The sequence below is a fragment of the Candidatus Baltobacteraceae bacterium genome (assembly GCA_035502855.1).
In the GTDB taxonomy this organism is placed as follows: domain Bacteria; phylum Vulcanimicrobiota; class Vulcanimicrobiia; order Vulcanimicrobiales; family Vulcanimicrobiaceae; genus Aquilonibacter.
Map to the genome: position 1 here is coordinate 1 of DATJTX010000029.1, position 21,539 is coordinate 21,539.

Here is a 21,539-nt window from a genome sequence, read left to right on the forward strand (position 1 = left end):
AGGAAACGAGGGAAGCTCTGAAAAAGTCGCTGTACCGATCGCAAGGAGCATTTTCCGGTGCGAATCGAGGCGCATCCGAGGGAGCATAGCAACGCGCTCTGTGACCGAGGATGCAACGAAGACCCGCACCGGAAAATGCCCATGCCCGAAGGGTTATGGCCGCGATGGCGCATCTCCATCGTCGTCGGCTCGGTCACAGAACACCCCGGCTATGCTCCCTCGCCGACTCCTCGGGTCTGCGGCCATCGGGGCCATAACGATCGGAGCATGGACTTCTTCAGAGCTTCCCTAGCCGTTCGGGACGATCACCGCGCGGCCGTCGACCGACCCGTCGTGCAGTGCCTGGTACGCCTCGGCAACGCGATCGAGCGGATAGCGGGTCACGTGCGCGCGAATCCCGCCGCGCGCCGCCAACGCGATCAATTCCCGCATCTCGCCCATGCCGCCGAAGTACGGTGTGAAGACGCGCGCACCCCGGGCGATCCGCGCTTGTCCGTACGTCATCGTGCCGCCGCCGAGGCCGACGATCGTGAGGTCGCCGCCCGGGCGAACGAGTTTGCGGCCCAGATCGATCGTCGGTTGCAATCCGACGAAGTCTAGCACGAGGTCGGCCTGCTCGCCGTGGAGCAGCTCCATTGCTTCGCGCAGGGCGTTTTCGCCGGAGCGCACGGTCGCATCCGCACCGAGTTCCTTGGCCAGCGCGAGTTTGTCGTCGGAGATATCGATCGCGATTACACGCACCGCGGTCGTCGAACGCAGAATTTGCAACGCGAGGTGGCCGAGGCCGCCGATGCCGATGACGACCACGGTCGCATCGGGTGTCAGCAGCGCGCGGGAGCGATTGATTGCATGATAGGGCGTCATACCCGCGTCGGTGAGCGGCGCGGCTTCGACCGGATCCAAATCGCCGAGCGGAATGAGATAGCGCTCCGCGGGAACCAGGAGATATTCCGCCATGCCGCCGTCAACACCGAGACCGCAGGCGTTCATACTGCGAAACGTCATGCAGTAGTTTTCAAAGCCGGCGAGGCAGGTGCGGCATTTTCCGCAACCCAGGGCACAATACACGGCGACTTTGTCACCGGCTTTGACGCGATGGATACCGGCGCCGACCGCCTCGACCCAGCCCGTGCTCTCGTGGCCGAGTGTGAACGGCGGTTTGAAGAAGCTGGTCCCGGCGGCAGTCGCCGCGATCACGTGCAGATCGGAATGGCACGCGCCCGAGCCGGCAACCTTTACCAGCACTTGGCCCTCCGCCGGTTCGGGGACGGGCGCGTCGCGGATCAGCCTGGGACCGTCGTCAAAGAGCCGGTATGCGAGCATGATTGGTTCTTCGCCGGGGCTAACGGTACGCCCGGCATGAAGATCGACAAATTGCGCGAGCGTATCGAGTCGCTCGCCGCCGGAAAGGGCAACGTGCGCGGCCCGCAGGGACGCGCGATCGACGAGGTCATCGATGCGCTGGATGTCGGCGCGCTGCGTGCCGCCGAGCCGTCCGGTGACGACTGGGTCGTGAACGCGTGGGTCAAGCAGGCGATCCTGCTCTACTTCACGCGGCGCGAGGTAACGGTCATGGGTGACGCGCACGGATTACAATTCTTCGATAAGCTGCCGGTCAAGCGTAACTATAAGAAGCTCGGTGTCCGCTGCGTGCCTCCGGGCGTTGCCCGCTACGGCAGCTTTTTGGGGCGCAACGCGATCTTGATGCCCGCCTTCGTCAATGTCGGCGCGTACGTCGACGAAGACACGATGATCGATACCTGGGCGACGGTGGGTTCGTGCGCGCAGGTCGGTAAGGGCGTGCATCTTTCCGGCGGCGTCGGAATCGGCGGTGTGCTGGAGCCGCCGCAGGCGACCCCGGTCATCATCGAAGACGGCGCGTTCGTCGGTTCGCGCTGCATCGTCGTCGAGGGCGTGCGCGTCGAACGCGAAGCGGTGCTCGGTGCGGGGGTCGTCCTCACCGCAAGCACGCCGATCATCGACGTACGCGGCGGGCAGCCGGTAACGACGAAGGGCCGCATTCCGGCGCGGGCGGTCGTGATTCCGGGCTCGGTTCCCAAGCGCTTCGCGGCCGGCGAATACACCGTTCCGTGCGCGCTGATCATCGGTACGCGCAGCGAATCGACCGATCGCAAGACCTCGCTCAACTCCGTGCTGCGCGACTTCGAGGTAGCGGTGTGAATCCTCGCGTCCTGGAGATCTCGACCTCGATGATTCGCGAGGTGGCAGCGAAGCGGCGATCCGGCTCGATCGATTTGGGTCTGGGCGAGCCCTCGCTGAGCCCCAACCCGGAGCATTTCGCCTACGCGATGAGGTATGTCGAAAAGCACGGGATCAAGTATACGGCCAACGCCGGCGACCCCGCGCTGCGCGAGACGATTGCACGCCACTACGACTACCCGGGCATGCACGAGGCGCAGAACGTCTGCGTCACGACCGGCTCGCAAGAGGCCATGTACGTAACGATCAAGACGCTGCTCGATCCTGCCCGCGACGAATTGCTGATCGTCGAGCCGACGTTTCCGTCGTACGCCAAGATGGCGCGGCTCGAAGGAATCACGACGCGCAGCGTCGCGATGCGCGAATCGGACGATTTCGCGCTCGATGCCGAGCGCGTTCTCGCCGCAATCGGTGAACGCACACGCGCGATCGTGATCTGCTCGCCGAACAACCCGACGGGGCGCGTTCTGCACGCCGACCAAGCCGGCGCTCTCGTTCGCGGGCTCGAGACGCGCGCCAGCGACCCGGTCTGGCTGATCCATGACGAGATCTATCGCGAGCAAACCTTCATCGAAGACGAAGCCTATTTGGCCGAACGTTATCCGCATACGATCGCAACCAACTCGATCAGCAAGAGCAATGCGCTCACGGGTCTGCGTCTTGGCTGGTTGATCGGACCGGAAGCGTTCGTCGTCAACGCGATCAAGACGCATGCCTGGCTCACCTCGTGCACGGATACCTTTGCGCAGCAAGTGGCGCTGCACGTCTTCACCGAACTCGGCGGCGTCAACGAGCACGTTTCGTGGTATCGCGCGCAATGGGCCGGCGTGCTCGAGGCGCTGGAGCGCAGCGGCCTGCGCTTCATTCGCCCCGAAGGCAGTTTTTACGCGTGCGTGCGATTACCCGAAGGCGTGCGTTCGTTCGATGCGTCGATGCAGCTCGCGGACGAGTACGAGGTCCTGGCGATTCCCGGCGTCGCGTTCGGCGAGTCGTTCGAGGGCTGGTTGCGCCTGAGCTGGGTCGCGCCGCTCGATCGCGTGCGCGAGGGCATCAAACGCATCGCGAAATATTGCAAGGAGTACGTATGAGCGCGGAAGGCGCCCTCACATCGTCGTAACCGATTTGGTGACCAGATACGATTCGATTCCCTCGGTGCCGCCCTCGGAACCATAACCCGACTCCTTGACGCCGCCGAACGGAATCTCGGCCAGTGAAACGCCGAAGTGGTTCACGCCGATCATACCGGACTCGATGCCGCCGGTAAGCGCGATATGCTCGGAAACATCCTGCGTGAAGACGTACGCTGCAAGCCCGTAGGGTAACCGATTCGCTTCCGCGATCGCCTGTGGGATTTCGCGGAACGTGGTGATCGCGGCGACCGGACCGAAGGGCTCTTCGTTGAGAACGCGCGCATCGGCCGGAATATCGGTGAGCACGGTCGGTGGGTAGAAGAAGCCCGGTTGCTCGAGCGGTGCGCCCCCCAGCTGCACCGTTGCACCGCGCGCGAGCGCATCTTGCACCATCCCGTGGATCGAGCTGCGGCGCCGCTCGTTGGCCAGCGAACCCATCTGCGCGCCCTCTTCCAAGCCCGGCGCAACGCGAAGATCCGCGGCCGCGCGAATGAAACGCTCGGCGAATTGATCGTAGATGCTTTCTTGGACGATGAAACGCGAGGGCGAAACGCAGACTTGTCCGGCGTTGCGGAATTTCGCGGCTACGGACGCGGTGACCGCGCGATTGAGGTCGGCACGCTCGGTTACGACGACCGGTGCGTGCCCGCCGAGCTCGAGCGTCGCGCGCTTGACGCCCTGCGCCGCAAGCGCGGCGAGTTGTTTACCGACCGCGGTCGATCCCGTAAACGAGACCTTGCGCACGATCGGCGAGAGGATCAACGTCGACGAGATATGGGCCGGATCGCCGAAGAGCATCTGGGCCGCATTCTCGGGCAAGCCGGCATCGAGCAGGGCTTGCATCAACGCAAGCGCAGTTCCGGGTGTTTCCTCGGCGGGCTTGATGATGATCGAGCAGCCGGCGGCCAGTGCGCCCGAAAGTTTCCGTGCCGGGGTGAGCGCCGGAAAGTTCCACGGCGTGAAGGCGACCACGACGCCGACCGGATCTTGCATCACGATCTGACGAACTGCCGGTGAACGCGCGGGCACCACGCGTCCGTAGGCGCGCCGGCCCTCTTCGGCGTTCCAATCGAAGATGTCGGCGGCAGCCAACACCTCCAGCCGCGCCTCGGCCAGCACCTTACCCTGCTCGAGGGTCATCGTGCGCGCGATCGAATCGACGCGCTCGCGCATCAGCTCGGCCGTTCGGTGCAGGACCTTGGCGCGATCGTACGCGCTCGTCGCGCGCCAATGCTCGAAGCCGCGCGCAGCCGCAGCGAGCGCGCGCGCCAAATCGTCGTCGGTCGCGATCGGGAGTTCGGCTAGAATCGCGCCCGTCGCCGGATTGAGCACCGGCCGCGTTGCGCGCATGCCCGCGCCGATGCGTTCGCCCGCAACCTGCAGATACAATTCGTTGTAAGAAGGTAGGGTCGCAGTCATGATGAGGCCTCCCCTAGATTACCGCTTCAGCCGGGCTAGTACCCCCACGGACCCGGCGGACCGGCGTAGATTTCAACGAGCTGCGCGGGATCGAGATACTTCTGCGCCACACGCTCGACATCGGCGGCGGTGATGCTCGCAAACCGTTCGTTGAGCGTTCGATAATAATCCAACGGTAGATCGTTGGTCCCGATGTCCAGGAGCTGCTGCACCTGACCGTCGGCCGAGGCTTCGTCGAGCAGCGCGTCGCTGACCAGACGCAGCTTCGCGTCGTCGAGCTCCGTCTGGGTGACCGGACGCGTTTGCAGCGTTCGCAACTCCGAGCGCACGAAGTTGACCGCCTCGACCACCTTGTCGGGTGACGCGTTCATTTCGATTTTGAAATCGCCCCGATCGCGGCCGGCGTCGACCGAGCTGGCGACGCTGTAGACCAGACCGCGTTTCTGACGCAGCTCTTGCCAGAGCCGCGATTCGAAATCGCCGCCCGCACCGAGGATTTGATTGAGGACCAGGAACGTGTCGTAGTCGGGATTGTTGCGCCCGACCGCAGGTTCGCCCAGGCGCACGTAGACCTGGTTGGCGGCCGTCCCGACGTATTCGTGGCCCGAATGCGCCGCCGGAAACGGCATCGCGCGCGGATCGGGCTTGGGCCCTTGGGCGCTCCAACCGCCGAAGGCGTTCTCGAGGACGCTGCGCACTTGGTCCGGCGTCACGTCGCCAACGACGGCAATGGTGGTGAGGTCGGGACGCCAGTACGTTCGCGTATAGTCGATGAGGTCGGCTTGCGTCAGCGCGCTGACGGTACTCTCGCTCGCGTGACGCAGCGAAGGATCGAGCGGTGAGGCGAGCAGGCGCAGGTACAAGCGATCGATGATCACGCCCGAAATGGTGTCGTTCGACTGCAAGCTATTCGCAAGCTGATTGCGCTCGAGCGTAAACCACGGCTCGGCAAAGGTCGGATGCATCTCGCCGTCGGCGGCGATCGCAACGATCTTTGCGAAGTCGCGCGCAAGCCCGCGTGCGAGGAAGTCTTGGCCGTTGCTCACCACCGCACCCATCATGTCGATCGCTTTGCGCCGTGCCTCGAACGGATACGACGCACTGCCGTAGTCGGCCAGCGTGGATGCCAGATCGCTGACGCCTTCCTCGCCCGCGGGGATGAACGCAGCCGAGGACGCAATTTGACCGGCCAAGACGAAGGTCGAACGATCCGTTTTTTCCTGAACGAGCACCTTGATGCCGTTGGGCAGCGTGAAGGTGGTCGGATCCAGCGTGCTGCGCGCGGTCGTGGGGGTACGGGTTTCCTCGCGCAGCGCCGGCGGTTCGATGATCGGACCGTTCGGCACGCGTTTGGAGAAATCGTCGGTGATCGTCGCGTTGCTCTTTTGCGAGTTGCTCAGCGGCGGCTGCGTGTTCGGATCGAGGTGGCCGATCACCGTCGGACGGCTCAAATACTGACGCGCCACCGCGAGCAGCGAGGAGCCGTTCAGCGCGGCGAGACGATCGTCTTCGTCGCTGATTCGTTCGCCCACGACCCCGTAGGTGTAGCCGGCGAGATCGCCGATGCCGTCGATGGAATCGGCCGCGTACAGCCGCTCGGCGATGGTGAGGCGCTTCGATGCATCGACCAAATCCGGCGAGAAGCCGGCGGCCAGCGTTTTCGCCATCGTGCTCTCGAAGATGCGCGTCGCCTCTTGCGCGGTGTGTCCCGGATTGAGCACGATGTAGACGTCGAGCAGTCCGCCCTTGAGCTGCGTGTCTTCCTCGGTCTCGAGTGCGATCGCGACGTTGCTCTGCACCAGCGCCTTATAAAAGGGAGAGAGCTGGTTCTCGATCAGCGTGGCGAGCGTGCTAATCGCGGGTTCACCCTTTTCGGTGTCGCCGGGCACGGCGTAGGCGACATCGATCACGCCGAACGGAAACGGCAGATCCGAGGTGACCGACACGGTGTGGGAAACCGGCGTCGGATCGCCGGGGCGAAACGGCGGCAGCACCTTGCGCGGAATCGCGCCGAAATCGCGCTCGGCTTTGGCAAAGATCACGGTATGGTCGACGTCACCCGACACGACGAGCGTCGCATTGTTCGGCGCGTACCACTCGTGATAGTACTTGGCGATGTCGGCGGCGGTCGCGCGCCGCACGTCGCTGATATATCCGGTCGGCGTGCGACCGTTCGGCTGGCCGGGGTACGCGGCGGCGCGAACGCGTTCGAGGAGATTGAAGAACGGCGAGCCTTCGTCACCTTCGAGTTCGTTGAGGACGGCACCGCGCTCGATATCCCAGTCGGCTTGCCGCATCGCCGCGTGTTGCATGCGATCCGCCTCGATCTGCAGACCAACGTCCACCTTATCCGCGGGCATCATGAAATAGAACTCGGTGTAATCGTATGAGGTCTGCCCGTTCATCTGCGCGCCGAGCCGAGCGACGATGTCATCGAGGCCGCCCGCGCTCATATCGTCCGTGCCGCGAAACATCATGTGCTCGGTCGCGTGCGCGAGACCGGTTTTGCCCGGTGTTTCGTAGAGCGAACCGAAGCGATACCACATCGCGGTCTGGACGACGGGTGCGGCGTGATCCTCGACCACCACCACCCGCAATCCGTTCTTCAGCGTCGTCTCGTAGATGCCGGCGTCGCCCGGACCGCCGGTCTGTTGCGCGCGAGCGCTCGCGCTTACGATGAGCGCGAGCCCGCAGGTAAGGAGGATAGCCAGTCGTCTCAAGGTGTCCCCAAATAGTAGCGAGCCGACGCTTCGACCGCGGCTCGCGGAATTAGACCGACGAGCTCGCTTCGGCGAATGGTTACGTCGTTCATGGCGGCCAGGCGCGCGATCGACTCGACGATACGATAGAGCGGCGTAGCCTGCGCATCTGTGACGTTGAGCGATACTTGCACGACCCCCTCACTCAAGCGCAAACCCAGTGCGCGCAGCGTGCGCAGCCCGCCCGAACGTTCGCGTAGCGCACGGGCGATGGCTTTGGCGACGGCGAGATCGCCGGTCGCCAGCTCGACGTTGAAGGCGATCAAGAGTGGACGCGCTCCGACCGCGATCGCGCCGGCGCGCTCGTGTTTGGCGATCTCGCCGACGTCGGGCGGCATGCGCACGAAGCGCGCCTCCAGCCCTTCGAATTCTCCGGCGCGCACGTCGGCGAGCAGCCGCCGGTCTTGCGATCGGGCGGCGGCACCGTAGAAAAACGAAGGAATACGATGCGTCTGCCAGATGCGCGCGGCCGCTTCGTGCGCCAGCTTTACGGCATCGTCGAGCGTCGCACCGTCGAGCGGCACGAACGGCAGTACGTCGAGCGCACCGATGCGCGGATGCACGCCGCGATGCTCGCGCAGGTCGATATGCTGCGCCGCCACGCCGGCCAACGCGACCGCGGCGTCGAGCACGCTTGCCGCTCCTCCCGCGATCGTGAGCACGCTGCGATGATGCACCGGATCGCTGGTGCGGTGCAGCACGTGCGCGCCGGCGGAATGCACGGCCGCTACCGCGGCGTCGATCGTTTCGGCCGATCGCCCCTCAGAAAGATTCGGAACGATCTCGAAGAGTGCCACGACGAATCAGGAAAGCGCGGCGGCGATCGCCGAAGCGACGTCGCGATGCGCTTCGGGCGAGAAGATCGTCCGATAGCCGAGCTTGCGCGCTTCGGCTTCGCGCCGCGCGCTTGCGTTCACGCTGCGCAGCTCACCCGAGAGTCCAAGTTCGCCGAAGGCGACCGCGTGCGGAGGGAGAGGACGGTCGCGAAACGATGACGCGATCGCGAGCGCGATACCGAGATCCGCTGCGGGTTCGCTCACGCGCAAGCCGCCCGCCACCGATGCGTACACGTCGTGTGTGCCCAGGTGCATGCCGACGCGGCGCTCGAGGACCGCCAGGATCATCGCAAGGCGCGCCTGATCGAGGTTGTTCGCCAGACGCCGGGGCGTGCCGTAGCTGCTCTCGCCGACGAGGGCCTGCACTTCGATCAGCACCGGTCGCGAGCCCACGATAGAAGCCACGACGCACGAGCCGCTGGGGCGATCTTCGCGCCCCGCGAGAAAGAGTTCCGAAGGGTTGAGCACTTGATCGAGCCCGCGGTCGTGCATGGAGAAGACGCAGATCTCGTCGATCGAGCCGAAGCGGTTTTTGTACGCGCGCAGAATGCGATGCTCGCCGCTGGTCTCACCTTCGAAATAGAGCACGGTGTCGACGAGATGCTCCAGGAGCCGCGGGCCGGCAATTGCGCCGTCCTTGGTGACGTGTCCGACGATGAACGTAGCGCAACCGCTGCGTTTGGCGAATTCCATCAAAGCCTGCGTGCAATCGCGAATCTGCGTGATGCTGCCGGCATAGGATTGCGCATCCGGGAGCCACACGGTTTGAATCGAGTCGACGATCGCGGCGATCGGGTCCGTGCGCGCGAGCGCATCGAGCACCGCTCGCAGATTGGTCTCGGCATGCACGAGCAGCGGTGCGTCGATGCCCAGCCGCTGCGCGCGGAGTTTCACCTGCGCCGAGGATTCCTCGCCGCACACGTATACCACGCGTCCGCTTGCGCACAGGCGCGCCGCGATTTGCAGCAAGAGCGTCGATTTGCCGGCGCCCGGCGGTCCTCCGATCAGCGTCACGCTGCCCGGAACGATGCCGCCGCCCAGGACCGCGTCGAATTCGCTCATTCCGCTGCGGATGCGGGCGACTTTCGTGCTGTCGATCGCGCCGAGTTCGACCGGTGCAAGCGCGGCGGTTCGCGCGGCGCTCGCGCCGGCGGAGCGAGCCGGAACCGCGAACGGACGCTCGTCGAAGGAGTTCCAGGCCTCGCACTGCGGACAGCGGCCCAGCCATCGCGTCGATTCGAAACCGCACGCATTACAGAAGAAGACCGACCGCGTTTTGGCCATGTCCGTGTGTTGTACCGCCGGGTGGAACCGAACTCCTCGGCGAACGGCGGCTCGACGATGAGCGCGCCACCGCACCTTCAAATTGCGATCGACGGTCCTGCTGCATCAGGAAAGACGACGGTCGCGCACCGGCTCGCGGAACGTCTGGGCATTCTCTATCTCGATACCGGGGCGATGTATCGCACGCTCGCGTATCTCGCACTGCGCAGCGGCATCGACGCCGACAACGAGAGCGCGCTCGTGCGATTGTGGGAGGGCGCGCACGTCGAAGTCCGCTTGGATGGCGCCGCACCGCTCGGATTTCACATCATCGCCGGGCGGACCGAACTCGACGAGGCAACGCTGCAATCGAACCAAGTCACGGCAATCGTTTCGACCGTCGCTGCGCACGCAAGGGTGCGCGAAGCGATGGTTCGTAGTCAGCGTGAGATTGCGCAGGAGGGGCCGGTTGTGATGGCCGGACGCGACATCGGGACGGTCGTGCTTCCGCTCGCGCCCGTCAAGATTTTCCTCACCGCGTCGGTTCACGCGCGCGTCGAGCGCCGCCGGGCGCAGCTGCTCGCCGCCGGCGTCGACATCAGCGAACATCAACTGGCGCAGGAGATCGACGAGCGCGATCGCCTCGACCGCGAGCGTGCCGTTTCGCCGCTCGTTCCGGCCCCCGACGCGCACGTGATCGATTCGAGCGCGCTCGGCATCGACGAGGTCCTCGAGCTGATCGCGGGCATCGTGGAGCGCTCGCGGTGATCGTCTACGACATCGCCAAGGCGCTGATCCGCGTGATTTCGGCCGTGCTCTGGCGCGTGCGCTCCTACGGAACCGAAAACGTGCCGCTCGCGGGTCCGCTGATCGTCGCCTGCAACCACGTCTCGAACTTCGATCCGCCGCTGCTGGGCGCGTATTGCCCCCGCCGGATCCGCTATATGGCGAAGAAGGAGCTCTTCGCGATCCCGCTCTTTGGGGCCCTGATCGCGCAGGTCGGTGCGTATCCGGTCGATCGTCAAGGCAGCGCGCGGGCAGCGATCAAGCGCTCCGTCGACGTGCTGCGCGCGGGCGGGTGCGTGGGTATCTTTCCGGAAGGCGGACGCAACGTGCATGGAGACAAGGAGCCTCGACCCGGTGTCGCGCTGCTGGCCTCGCTGGCGCAGGCCCCGGTCGTGCCGGCATGTATCGTGGGAAGCGCCCATACCGCGAAATTGGCTCAGATCAAAGTCGCATTCGGCAAACCGCTCCTTCTGCCGGCCGACCGGAAAGCAACACGCGAGGAGCTGGCGAAGTTCACCGACGACGTCATGGCCGCGATCGCGGCCGTACGGGAAAGTATCGATGGAGATTCGGAAGGCTAAGGTTCAAGGGTTCTGCTTCGGTGTCGCCATCACGGTGAAGAAGGCCGAAGAGGCGATCGCGGGGCGCAGCGACGTCACGACGCTGGGCCACGTCGTGCACAATCCGCAGACCGTCGCCGAGCTCGAATCGAACGGGCTGCGCAATGCGGCCAGCGTCGACGAGGTGGAAAGCGGCGCGCTTTTCGTTCGCGCGCACGGCCTGCCGGTCGAGGTGTTCGAGAAAGCCAAGACCAAGGGTCTGGAGATCATCGACGCAACCTGTCCGATGGTCACCAAGATCCACGTCCAGGCCGAGCGCTTGCGGGCCGACGGCTATAAGATCATCGTCGTCGGCGATCCGAAGCATCCGGAAGTGAAGGGGACGCTCAGCCACGTTCCCGGCGCATGGTGCATCGAAACGGTGGAAGACGTGGCCGCACTTCCGCGCGGAAGCAAGATGGGTGTGGTGGTGCAGTCGACCTATTCACGCGAACGCTTCACCGACATCGTCAAGGCGCTCAGCGAAAAATATTACGAAGTGCGCGCCGTCAATACGATCTGCACCGACACCAACAACCGTCAGAGCGAAGCGCTGCGTCTGGCGGAGGAGGTGCAAGTGATGGTGGTCGTGGGCGGAAAGACCTCGGCCAACACCAAGCATCTTGCCGAGCTCTCCGAGCTGCACGGCGCGCATTCGTACCACATCGAAGGACCCGACGAGCTGCAGCCCGAGTGGTTCGACGGTGTAAAGGTCGCGGGGCTGATGTCCGGCGCCTCGACGCCGGGATGGCTCGTCGATCAGGTGCATGCGCGCATGGAGGAATTGGCTCGTCAACCCGTCTGAGGTCTTCGAAGAACATCTGGCGCAGCGGATTCGCGATTACGCCGGATCGCCCGCGGTGGCGGACATGCTCGCGTACCACTTCGGTTATCCTCCCCACGGTCCGGCCCGGCGCGGTAAGCGCCTTCGGCCGAAAATGCTGATGAGCGTCTGCGAAACCGAAGGCGGCACGCTCGAGCGCGCGCTCGACGCTGCCGCGGCGGTCGAGATTCTGCACAACTACTCGCTGGCTCATGACGACATCGAAGACCGCGACGAATTTCGCCGCGGTCGCCGCACGCTCTGGAGCGTCTACGGCATCGCCCAGGCGATCAACGCCGGTGACGCGATGTGTGCGCTGAGCGTTCTCGCGCTCGTTCGCGTGCGTTCATTTCTCGGTGCCGCCCGCACGCTCGAGATGGTTGAGCGCTTGCACCGCGCGCACCGGACGATGTGCAACGGGCAGTCGCTCGATCTGCAATTCGAACGGGCCGGACACGTCGAACTCTCGGCGTACTACGAAATGATCGGCGGCAAGACGGCCGCGCTATTCGAAGCCGCGTGCGCGCTCGGCGCATGCGCGGCCGGGGTTCCGGACGCTGCCGACGCCTACGCCGAACTCGGGCATGCATACGGGATCGCGTTCCAGATTCGCGACGATGCGCTCGGCATCTGGGCTTCCGCCGACCGCACCGGCAAGGCCGTGGCCGGCGATCTGCTCCGCCGGAAGTGGACCTTCCCGATCGCGTGGGCTTTGGCGGGACCGCCGTCGCCGGCGCGAGCGGTCATCGCCGATGCCTATCGTTTGCAGCGGCCGCTCGACTCGGCGGAGGCCGAACGCGTCGCGGCCGCACTCGAGAGCGTCGGGGCCCGAGAGGCGGCAACGCGTGCCGTTGAAGAACCTATGGCGGTCGTGGAACGTTGTCCTAATCGTCTGCTGCGCGATTATCTGCTCGAAACACTCGCCGAACCTGTCGGCTGACCGGAGGCCAATCTTATCGTGAACGCCAGGACGAACGTACGAACGTCCGTCTGGGAGCGCACGCTCCCGTACGCGTTGCCGATCCTGCTGCTCGCCGGATTCGCGGTACGGATGATTTTCGTCAATGCCACCGGCTTCAAGGTCGACGTCGGCACGTTCGAGGCATGGACGATCTCGCTCGTCGATCACGGTCTCTCGAGTTTTTACGCCAAGACCGGCTTTGCCGATTATCCGCCCGGCTACTTTTATATCCTTGCCGTCTTCGGGCACGTGTGGGCGCTCTTCCGCGCGCACGATCCGAATCTGGCGATCTTGCGCGTCGTCGTGAAACTGCCGGCGATCCTGGCCGATCTCGGCGTCGGTGCATTGATTTACGTCATCGGCCGCCGCTTCGCGCCCCCGGCGCTCGCACTGACCGCCGCGGCGATCTACCTGCTCAACCCCGCGACGATTCTGATCTCGGCCGATTGGGGCCAAGTGGATTCGGTCGCCGGCGGGTGTGCGCTCCTGGCGGTGTACCTCCTCTTGCGCAGCGGCGACGAACCGGTTGGAAAGATCTCGTGGCTCATTCCCGCCGCATGGATCGCGCTGGCCTATTCGCTCCTGGTCAAACCGCAAGCCGCGGTGTTGATCGCCTTGTTCATCGCGTTCGCCTTTACCGACCGCGAGCGCGCGCGCGAGCGGGTGGCGGCGACCGCGATCGGAATTCTGGCCGCCTTCGTCTTTGCGGCCGCACTGGTGATCCCGTTCCACCCGACGGCCAATCCGATCGCGGCGCTCTCGTGGCTCTACGAGCGCTACAAGTTCGGTTCGAGCGTCTACGATTACAACAGCGTCAACGCGTTCAATCTCTGGGCGATCAAGGGAACGTTGTGGCAGAAGGACTCCACGCCGATCGGATGGTGGGGCGTGCAGTTTCCGCAGTACGTATGGGGCATCGTGCTGGTGCTGGCCGCGTTGGCGCTCGTAGTCTGGCGCTACCTCCAGGAGAAAACCCCGGCCGCGCTGCTGGAATCGTGCGCGATCGGCTTGCTCGCATTTTTCATTCTCGCCACCCGCATGCACGAGCGCTACAGCTTCGACGCGGTGATGTTTTGCACGGCCTGCATCCCGATCGCGCGCCGTTATCTCTGGGCGACGCTGGTTCTCTCCGTCGTGCTCTTCGCAAACTGCATCTACTCGCTGCAGTACATCAACGTCGTGACGAACGGAGCGGCGGGCGTCAACGCGCAGAATCTCTGGGGGCCCCTCACCTCGTTCTATGCTCTCGTCGCGGTCGGGACGTTCTTCGTCCTGGGATACATCTTCTTGGGGTCGGCGCCCGAGGCCGAACGCGTCCCCAAACCGGCCGGCGCGGCCGAAGAGGAAACCCCCAAGCGTGCGAAGGCGTACTACGATCCGCGCGAAGGGTTGAGCGTGATGACGCTCGTCGATTACGTGACGATGAGCGCGCTCGGTGTGGTCAGCTTCGTGCTCTCCATCGTCCGGTATTGGTACCCGCCGACGAAGATCTTCGATGAGATCTATTTCGCGCGCGCAGCGGAAGAGTATCTGCGCAACATGCGCATCTACGAGAACACCCATCCGCCGCTGACCAAGCTGCTGGTGACGCTCTCGGTGATGCTCTTCGGCGGCCTCGCGCACGGGGACAACTCCTACGGGTGGAGGTTCCTCGACGTCCTCTTCGGCGCGTTCGTCGTCATGCTGCTGTACGCGTTCGCCAAGCGCGTCACGGGCTCGACCGTCTTCTCGGCGATTGCGGCGTTCCTCCTGATCTGCGACGGCATGCATTTCGTGCAGTCGCGCATCGGCACTCCCGAAGGCTTCGTCGTGGTCTTTTCGCTTGGCGCCGTCTACGCGTTCTACCGTTTCTGGATCGCATCGCAGGTCGAGGCGCGGGCGCATCTGCTCGTTCCACCGTGGGCGTTTGCGGTTGCAGGCGTGGTCGCACTCATTGCCGGAGCCGTCGTCGTCGGTGTATGGGACGCGATCTGGAACGCGCTGCGGTGGCATGGCCATCTCGATGTGGCCTCGAGCATCATCGTCGGGCTCTACGTTGCGGTAGGGGTGTACCTACTGTTGCGCTACGCGATGTTCCGCGGCTGGTTCGCGGACGGAGCGACCGAATATACGTTCCCCGAGGGATCCTATGCCTTGGTCGACGGACCGAAGCGCGCGCTCGTTGCGCCCGACGGCGGACGCATCGAAGCCACCGGCGGGAAGGCGAAGATCGTTGCCGGAGCGGTCTCGCAAAATCGAGGCGGCGCCCTCGTCTACCCGGGCGACGACTACACGATTACCTATCGCACCGATCCCAGCGTCGTGTACGAAACGCCCGAAGCCGCCGCCACCTATGCGAACAACGAGATTCGCACCGGCGAGGCGCGCGAGCAGGGTTCGGCGGCGAAGCTGTGGCTGATCACGTTCACGATTGCGCTCGGACTCCTGGTGAGCTCGAAGTGGTATGGCGTGATGGGCTTCGGCGTGAGCTTCGTCGTCTTGATCTGCGTCTGGCTTCAGCGTTACTTCACGAACGGACGTCCGGCGCTTTGGGGCAATCCGCGCGGTTTCCGGCTGGACGGCGCGCTGGCGACGATTCTCTTCATCAGTGCGACCGTCTATCTGCTCGCGTGGGTTCCCGATCTGGTCCGGCAGTCACCCGATCCGAACGAGATCCACAACTTCAACGACGTCGTGTACCGGCAGTATACGATGTTCATGTATCACGACACGCTCAAGGCGAAGCACCCCTATTCGTCGTTCTGGTGGGAGTGGCCGATCGATGCGATTCCCATCGCCTACTACTATCAGGACAACCGGCAGAACAAAAACGATCCGAACGGTTTCGGCGTCGAGGAGATCACGTCGATGCCCAATCCGATCAATATGTGGATCGGATTGATCTGCGTACCGGTGGTCGGCGTGCTGGCATGGCTGCGAAAGAACAAAGGCTATGCGCTGATCGTGCTCACGTATCTGCTACAGTGGCTGCCGTGGATGAAGTCCCCGCGCATTACCTTCGCCTATCACTTTTACGTGGACATCCCGCTGATCTGCTTGTGCAACGCGATCGTCCTGCAGCAGATTTGGCTGCGTGTCAAGGACCGCCGAGATTTCACCCGCTTCTGGGGCATCGGGGCGATAGCGGCGACGGTCGCGGTGATTGCCGCAGCCTTTGTTTTCTTCTATCCGATTCTCGCGGCCGTCCCCCTGACGTGGAACGCGTGGCATCTGCGGATGTGGTTCCCCTGGTGGATCGTCGGTCCGTACGGGTGACGAGAGGCGTCGCGCGGAGGTTCCGATAACCTGGGTTGGAGCAGAGGAAATCCTATGGGTCGTAAGTGGCAGAACATCAAGCTGGATAAAGGCAAAACCGACGCGCAACGCGGCGCGCTCTTCACGCGGCTCAGCCGCGAGATCACGCTCGCGGCGAAGTCGGGTTCCGCCGATCCCGAATCGAATCACCGTTTAAAGCTCGCGGTCGAAAAGGCGCGCGAGCACAATATGCCCTCCGAGAACGTCAAACGTGCGATCGCACGGGCGAGCGGGGCGGGCGAGAAGGAGATCGAGGAGATCCGCTACGAGGGCTACGGTCCGCACGGCGTCGCCGTCGTGGTCGACGCCGCAACCGATAATCGCAATCGGACGGCGGGTGAGTTGCGCTTCCTTTTCAGCAAGCACGCGGGCTCGCTCGGTGAGACCGGTTCGGTCGGCTGGATGTTCGAAACGGTCGGGACGATCGAGGTCGATCCGCAAGGGCGCTCCGAGGACGCGCTCACCGAAGCGGCGCTGGTGGACGGCGTCATCGACGTCGAGTACAGCGCGCAGCGTGCGTACATCTACACCGAGCCGACGCAGCTGGCCGCCGCGCGGGAGGCGTTGCAGCGTGCAGGTCTCAAGCTGCTCGACGTTTATCGCGGCGTGCGTGCCAAGCAGACCGTCGCGCCCGAGGGGGACGCGCTCGCCGCCGCTCTCGCGTTTCTCGACGTGCTCGACGAACATGAGGACGTGCAACACGCCTTCAGCAATCTCGAAGTGAGCGAAGCGGCGCTGGAGGCGCTCACCTGAACAGAACGCGCGAGTGGAAAGAACTGGTCAAAGCGTACATCCCGCACGATTGGGTTTTTCCGATCGTGTTTGCCGCATTCGTCGGCGTGCTGGTCTGGTTCGGACATCAAATCTACGAATTTCTGCTTCCTCCGGCCGACACGATAACCATCCCCTCGTTCGTGGGGCAGTCGGCGGCCGATGCAACCGCGGCCGCGCTGCAGATGAACCTTTCGGCGCAAGTGGTCGACCACGGGACGAGCGACCGCTATCCCCAGGGCGTCGTGATGAGCCAACGTCCCGAGGCGGGAACGACCGTGCGTGCCGGACGGCAGGTGGATTTCGTGGTCAGCGACGGCATCATCTCGCGCCTGATGCCCGACTTGCGCTATCAATCCATGCGCGAGGTGAGTTACGATCTCGTCCGCACCAAGCTCCAGGTCGGGCACGTTACCTACGTAAAAAGCGAGGTCGTGCCGGCCGACCACGTGATCTCGCAGAATCCGCTTCCGCTCGCGAACGTGGTCGAAGGCGACAGCGTCGATCTGGTGGTCAGCAAGGGCAGCGGCGTGTCGATCGTGCGCGTACCGTCGTTCATCGGCATGAAGATCGACGACGCGCGCGCGCTCGCCGCTAAGAGCGGTATCAACTTTGGGCAGATCGTCTGGACCCCGCTGGGCAAGAAAGGACCGGCACACGGCGTGGTCGCGCGCCAATCGATTCCGCCCAATACCAAGATCTCGCCCTATCAACCGGTTTCGCTCCAGGTCAGCGCGGGGCCGAATGAGTCGGGCTACATCATCCGCCAGGTGCGGGTGCTGGCTTCGATTCCTCTTTCCTCCGTCCAGCAACCGGGACAATCGGTTGCGGTCGTGCTGCGCGTGCGGGATGCGACCGGACAGTACGATGCCTACAGCGCCTTCGCCCAGCCAGGCCAAAAGCTCGACTTCACCGTGACCGCGGTCGGAACGTCGCTCGTCGATCTTTACGTGAACAACGCGCTCGTCGGCGAAACGCGCCTTGGAACCGAGCCCGCGCGCATCTATGATGAGAAAACCTCTCCCTCCCCGTCGCCTGGAGGAAACTAGTGCGCAACGTCGTTATCGCGCCGTCACTGCTCTCGGCCGATTTTGCGCGCATTGCCGATCAGATCGCTTCGGTCGAAGCCGGCGGCGCCGACTATTTGCATCTCGACGTCATGGACGGACGCTTCGTGCCGAACCTCACCTGGGGTCCGAAAATCATCGGCGATCTGCGCAAGCTCTCGCAGTTGACGTTCGACGCGCACCTCATGATCGTCGAACCCGAACGGTACGTCGACGACTTTCGCCGGGCCGGGGCGGACCACATCACCTTTCATTACGAGGCGACACCCCACGCGCAGCGATTGCTCACCCACATCCGTTCGCTCGGGGCCAAGGCGGGGATCGCATTGTGCCCGCAGACGCCGGTCGCGATGCTGCAAGACGTCATCGACGATTGCGATCTGGTTCTGATCATGAGCGTCAATCCGGGTTTCGGCGGCCAAACCTTCATCCCGCGTTCCTATGAGAAGCTGCGTCAAGCGCGCGCGCTGATCGATACGCGCAACCCGTCGTGTATCCTCGAAGTAGACGGCGGCATCGGCACCGAGAACATCCGCGGCGCGGTAGAAGCCGGAGCTCGCGCCATCGTGATGGGATCGAGCATCTTCGGCACCACCGACCCGGCAGCGACCGTGCGCGTGATGCGCCGGCTCGCCACCGAATGAATGAAGATGAGCTGATACAGGCGATAGCGGCATTGCAGAACGGCACGCCGCGCGTGTTGATCGGCATCGGGGACGACGCCGCGGTTTGGCAGCCCTCACGTTCGCATCGCAGCGTGATCTCGAGCGACGCACTCGTCGAAGGCGTGCATTTCTCGCGCGATTGGATGACGCCGGAGCAAATCGGATGGCGTGCCATGGCCGCCAACCTGAGCGATCTCGCGGCAATGGGCGCGCGGCCTCGGCTTGGCACGGTTGCGCTCGGCGTACCGGCGGACTGGACCCCGGAGGCAGTCCTTTCGGCCTATGCGGGCATGACGGGCTGCGCGCATACGTTCGGGCTTGCGATCGTCGGCGGCGATCTCGTGCGCGCCCCGGTATTGACGATCGCGATCACGGTCGTCGGCGAGGTGCGCCCGAGCAACCTCAAAACGCGGGACGGAGCACGCCCGGGCAACGTACTCGCGGTGACGGGTGCGCTCGGCGCGAGCCGCGCCGGGCTCGACGTTGCGCAAGGACGCGCGCGGCTGGACGACGCGCTCGCGCGTACCGCCTTGCAGGCGCACCGCACCCCGCGGCCGCGCGTCGAAGAGGGGCGCTGGTTCGCGGCGCGCCGAGCGGTCCACGCAATGATGGACTGTTCCGACGGGCTCTCGACCGATCTCGCGAGATTGGCGCGGGCAAGCGGCGCCGGCGCGAGGCTCGAGCGGGTCCCGGTTGCCGCCGAGGCGCGCGCCGCCGCAACCGCGCAGGGCATCGATCCGGATGCGTATGCACTCGCAGGCGGTGAGGATTTCGAGTTGCTCGTGGCGGTGGAGCGCCGTTCCTTCGAGCGGCTCGCGCAGCAGTTCCGGGCCCGCTTCGGCCGGACGCTCGAGCGCCTCGGCACCGTCGAAGCGGACGAGCGTATCGTCATGGTGAACCAGGGGCGGGAAGATCCGGTCGCGCGCACCGGGTGGGATCACTTTTCGCAACAGGATTGACACGAACTGTGTTCGACGACGACGTTCAATCGTTTCCGCTCATCGGCAGCATTCAGAACAGCGTCGGGATGGGCTTCCTCGGCAACCAAGCCGCATTTGCCATCGCGAATGCGCTCGGCGCACGGCTCGTTCACGCGCAATCACAATTCGCCAACGCGCACGGCGGCGTGAGCGGAAGAACCACCTCGATCGCGGATGCCACGCAATTCCGCCGCGACGTCGATTTCGTGATTCGCGCGCGCCCCGCCGTGCTGCTGATCGGCTTCTTGCCCAGACCCATGCACGTCGAGGTCGTCGCGTCGATGCTGCATGACTACAAGGGCGTCGTTCTCCTGGACCCGGTGATCGGCGACTACAAGAAGGGCTTGTTCATCTCGGAGGAAACGGCGCGCGCGATTCGCGAGCAGCTCTTGCCACTGGCGCAGATCGTAACGCCGAATCGTTTCGAGGCCGAGGTTTTGCTCGGAACCGGCGATCGTACGCTCAGCGCGCACGCCTACCTCAACGGTGTTTTCGATCTCGGCCCCTCGGCGGTGATCATCACCTCGTTCGCGCGCGACCCGGAAAAGCACCGGACCACGAGTTTGTTCACCAACGGGTATTCATATTATTGCATCCATGGGCCGTTCTTCCCGAAGTTCCCCGCTTACGGCGCGGGCGATGTGTTCGCCGCCGCGGTCGCGGCCTTCATGGGCTTGGGCGGTTCGCCGTTCGCCTCGGCCCTGCTCGCGACCGCGCTCGCCTCGCGCGCCGTCGCAAACACGACGAACTACGCAGGTGCAAGCGTCGATCCGATTGCGGCGCTGGCGAAGTGGAATCCGATGGGCTATCAGGTCGATGACGATCGCACGATGCGATTCTGCGAACGATCGAATGTCGATATCGAAGCACTCAAGCCGACCGCCAACGATGGCCCGCGGCTCAAATTCGCGCCGCCCAAGCACAAGATCATCTACGGGTAGAATCCCTTCTCGATGATCTCGTCTACCGTTCGCATCGGCGAGAACGGGCCGTACGTCGAAATTCAGATCGCCGGCTACGTGCACCCCGAGGTTGCCGAGCCCGAAGGAATGGACCTGCTCGACTGCTTCGTGCACGTCGCAGCGCCGCCGGTCGACGCGACCTTCCCCGTCTCGATCCGCGTCGACGAGCTGCGTTCGCTGCGCACCTACCTCGAACAGATCAACTCGGGCAACGGGCCGCCCGGCGGCGTCTCGATCTCGGGCGGACTCTTCGACCTCTCGTTTGCGCCGACGCGGCGCGGCCCGGTCCTCTGCGCGGTGGGCCTCAAGAGCATCGAAGCCGCGCATGTCCGCCTCGAATTCCTCGTCACGCTCGAACCCGAAGAAATCACCAAACTCATCAACGATCTCGCTGCATTGGATCGAGCGGCAGCCGAATAGTTCGGCGTCGCTCTATACCCCTCGCTCGGGAAGACGCTCGAAACGCCGCATCCACGGACGGTTCGGCCGGCTTTGCCGGTCGCACATCCTGTGCTCCGAACCTTCAGCCGCATCGTGCGGCTCAGCGTTTCTACCGACGCCAAACTATTCCGGGAAATGAAAAAGGGACCGCGTCTGTGCGGTCCCGCTGAGTCCTTGCCGGCGCGGCGCGATCGTTCAGATGGCGCGAGCGACGCGTTTCGAGCGCAGGCACTGCGTGCACACCTTGGCGGTGCGATGCGTGCCGCGCACGTCGACTTTGACCGACTGCAGGTTGGGCAGCCAGCGGCGCTTGGTCTTGTTCATTGCGTGGCTGACGTTGTTGCCGGCCATCGGGCCCTTACCACATACTTCGCAGCGCTTCGCCATCGGGTCGTGTCCTCGTGAGCGGGTAGAATTCGACAAATATCGCCATCCCTCGCTTCGCCAGGGACCGCCGTCCTGGCTTGGCGTCGCGAGGGACCGCCGGACGAACTCACGGATGATATCACGGGTCGCGGGCGCTGACAAGGATTCGGGCCGCGGGGGCTCGCAGACCGCTCCTC

19 protein-coding genes are annotated in these 21,539 nt (G+C 64.5%); 13 read left to right on the forward strand and 6 right to left on the reverse strand.

Annotation, left to right across the window (positions count from 1 at the left end; genetic code table 11):
- Positions 1–288 precede the first annotated feature (288 nt).
- Entirely contained in the window at positions 289–1,323 is a 1,035-nt protein-coding gene (locus tag VMF11_11805) for an NAD(P)-dependent alcohol dehydrogenase (GenBank protein ID HTU70993.1), read from the reverse strand.
- A gap of 36 nt (positions 1,324–1,359) precedes the next feature.
- Here VMF11_11805 and VMF11_11810 point away from each other — a divergent pair, with 36 nt between their 5' ends.
- Both VMF11_11810 and VMF11_11815 read left to right on the forward strand, forming a co-directional pair.
- A complete protein-coding gene (locus tag VMF11_11810; protein ID HTU70994.1) occupies positions 1,360–2,181 on the forward strand; it encodes a 2,3,4,5-tetrahydropyridine-2,6-dicarboxylate N-succinyltransferase in 822 nt (273 codons plus the stop codon).
- Positions 2,178–3,308 carry a pyridoxal phosphate-dependent aminotransferase gene (locus VMF11_11815; protein HTU70995.1) on the forward strand — a complete coding sequence of 377 codons (1,131 nt, stop codon included), beginning with the start codon at positions 2,178–2,180 and terminating at the stop codon, positions 3,306–3,308. The genes VMF11_11810 and VMF11_11815 overlap by 4 nt, the downstream gene beginning before the upstream one ends.
- Before the next feature lie 15 nt (positions 3,309–3,323).
- On the opposite strand, the gene VMF11_11820 is transcribed toward VMF11_11815, so the two are convergent.
- The 4 genes from VMF11_11820 to radA are packed head-to-tail and all read right to left on the reverse strand — an operon-like array spanning position 3,324 to position 9,648.
- Positions 3,324–4,769, reverse strand: a complete 1,446-nt coding sequence (locus VMF11_11820; GenBank protein HTU70996.1) for an NAD-dependent succinate-semialdehyde dehydrogenase — start codon at positions 4,767–4,769, stop codon at positions 3,324–3,326.
- Between the two features lie 35 nt (positions 4,770–4,804).
- Complete coding sequence (locus VMF11_11825) at positions 4,805–7,489, reverse strand: pitrilysin family protein (protein HTU70997.1); 2,685 nt, start codon at positions 7,487–7,489, stop codon at positions 4,805–4,807.
- Positions 7,486–8,325: a glutamate formimidoyltransferase gene (gene ftcD, locus VMF11_11830; GenBank protein HTU70998.1), complete on the reverse strand. Its 840-nt coding sequence runs from the start codon at positions 8,323–8,325 to the stop codon at positions 7,486–7,488. The genes VMF11_11825 and ftcD overlap by 4 nt, the downstream gene beginning before the upstream one ends.
- A gap of 6 nt (positions 8,326–8,331) precedes the next feature.
- Entirely contained in the window at positions 8,332–9,648 is a 1,317-nt protein-coding gene (radA, locus tag VMF11_11835; protein ID HTU70999.1) for a DNA repair protein RadA, read from the reverse strand.
- Positions 9,649–9,705: 57 nt separating this feature from the next.
- On the opposite strand from radA, the gene cmk reads away from it, so the two are divergent.
- From cmk to VMF11_11890, 11 genes are all read left to right on the forward strand, one after another.
- Complete coding sequence (gene cmk, locus VMF11_11840; protein HTU71000.1) at positions 9,706–10,395, forward strand: (d)CMP kinase; 690 nt, start codon at positions 9,706–9,708, stop codon at positions 10,393–10,395.
- Entirely contained in the window at positions 10,392–10,994 is a 603-nt protein-coding gene (locus VMF11_11845) for a lysophospholipid acyltransferase family protein (protein ID HTU71001.1), read from the forward strand. Before cmk ends, VMF11_11845 begins: the two co-directional genes overlap by 4 nt.
- Complete coding sequence (ispH, locus tag VMF11_11850; protein HTU71002.1) at positions 10,975–11,817, forward strand: 4-hydroxy-3-methylbut-2-enyl diphosphate reductase; 843 nt, start codon at positions 10,975–10,977, stop codon at positions 11,815–11,817. Before VMF11_11845 ends, ispH begins: the two co-directional genes overlap by 20 nt.
- The gene (locus VMF11_11855; protein HTU71003.1) at positions 11,780–12,775 is read left to right on the forward strand and encodes a polyprenyl synthetase family protein; all 996 of its coding nucleotides are present in this window, start codon (positions 11,780–11,782) and stop codon (positions 12,773–12,775) included. The genes ispH and VMF11_11855 overlap by 38 nt, the downstream gene beginning before the upstream one ends.
- Before the next feature lie 18 nt (positions 12,776–12,793).
- A complete protein-coding gene (locus tag VMF11_11860; protein ID HTU71004.1) occupies positions 12,794–16,051 on the forward strand; it encodes a phospholipid carrier-dependent glycosyltransferase in 3,258 nt (1,085 codons plus the stop codon).
- 54 nt (positions 16,052–16,105) lie between these two features.
- Positions 16,106–16,843: a YebC/PmpR family DNA-binding transcriptional regulator gene (locus VMF11_11865; protein HTU71005.1), complete on the forward strand. Its 738-nt coding sequence runs from the start codon at positions 16,106–16,108 to the stop codon at positions 16,841–16,843.
- 65 nt (positions 16,844–16,908) lie between these two features.
- Positions 16,909–17,910: a PASTA domain-containing protein gene (locus VMF11_11870; protein ID HTU71006.1), complete on the forward strand. Its 1,002-nt coding sequence runs from the start codon at positions 16,909–16,911 to the stop codon at positions 17,908–17,910.
- The gene (gene rpe / locus VMF11_11875) at positions 17,910–18,572 is read left to right on the forward strand and encodes a ribulose-phosphate 3-epimerase (GenBank protein HTU71007.1); all 663 of its coding nucleotides are present in this window, start codon (positions 17,910–17,912) and stop codon (positions 18,570–18,572) included. Before VMF11_11870 ends, rpe begins: the two co-directional genes overlap by 1 nt.
- The gene (gene thiL, locus VMF11_11880; protein ID HTU71008.1) at positions 18,569–19,552 is read left to right on the forward strand and encodes a thiamine-phosphate kinase; all 984 of its coding nucleotides are present in this window, start codon (positions 18,569–18,571) and stop codon (positions 19,550–19,552) included. The genes rpe and thiL overlap by 4 nt, the downstream gene beginning before the upstream one ends.
- Positions 19,553–19,560: 8 nt before the next feature.
- Positions 19,561–20,514: a bifunctional hydroxymethylpyrimidine kinase/phosphomethylpyrimidine kinase gene (locus tag VMF11_11885; protein HTU71009.1), complete on the forward strand. Its 954-nt coding sequence runs from the start codon at positions 19,561–19,563 to the stop codon at positions 20,512–20,514.
- Positions 20,515–20,526: 12 nt separating this feature from the next.
- On the forward strand, positions 20,527–20,955 hold the full coding sequence (locus tag VMF11_11890; protein ID HTU71010.1) for a hypothetical protein: 429 nt from the start codon (positions 20,527–20,529) through the stop codon (positions 20,953–20,955).
- 216 nt (positions 20,956–21,171) lie between these two features.
- On the opposite strand, the gene rpmB is transcribed toward VMF11_11890, so the two are convergent.
- Positions 21,172–21,363 (reverse strand): 50S ribosomal protein L28, encoded by a 192-nt coding sequence (gene rpmB, locus VMF11_11895; GenBank protein ID HTU71011.1) that lies wholly within the window; start codon positions 21,361–21,363, stop codon positions 21,172–21,174.
- Between the last annotated feature and the right edge of the window lie 176 nt (positions 21,364–21,539).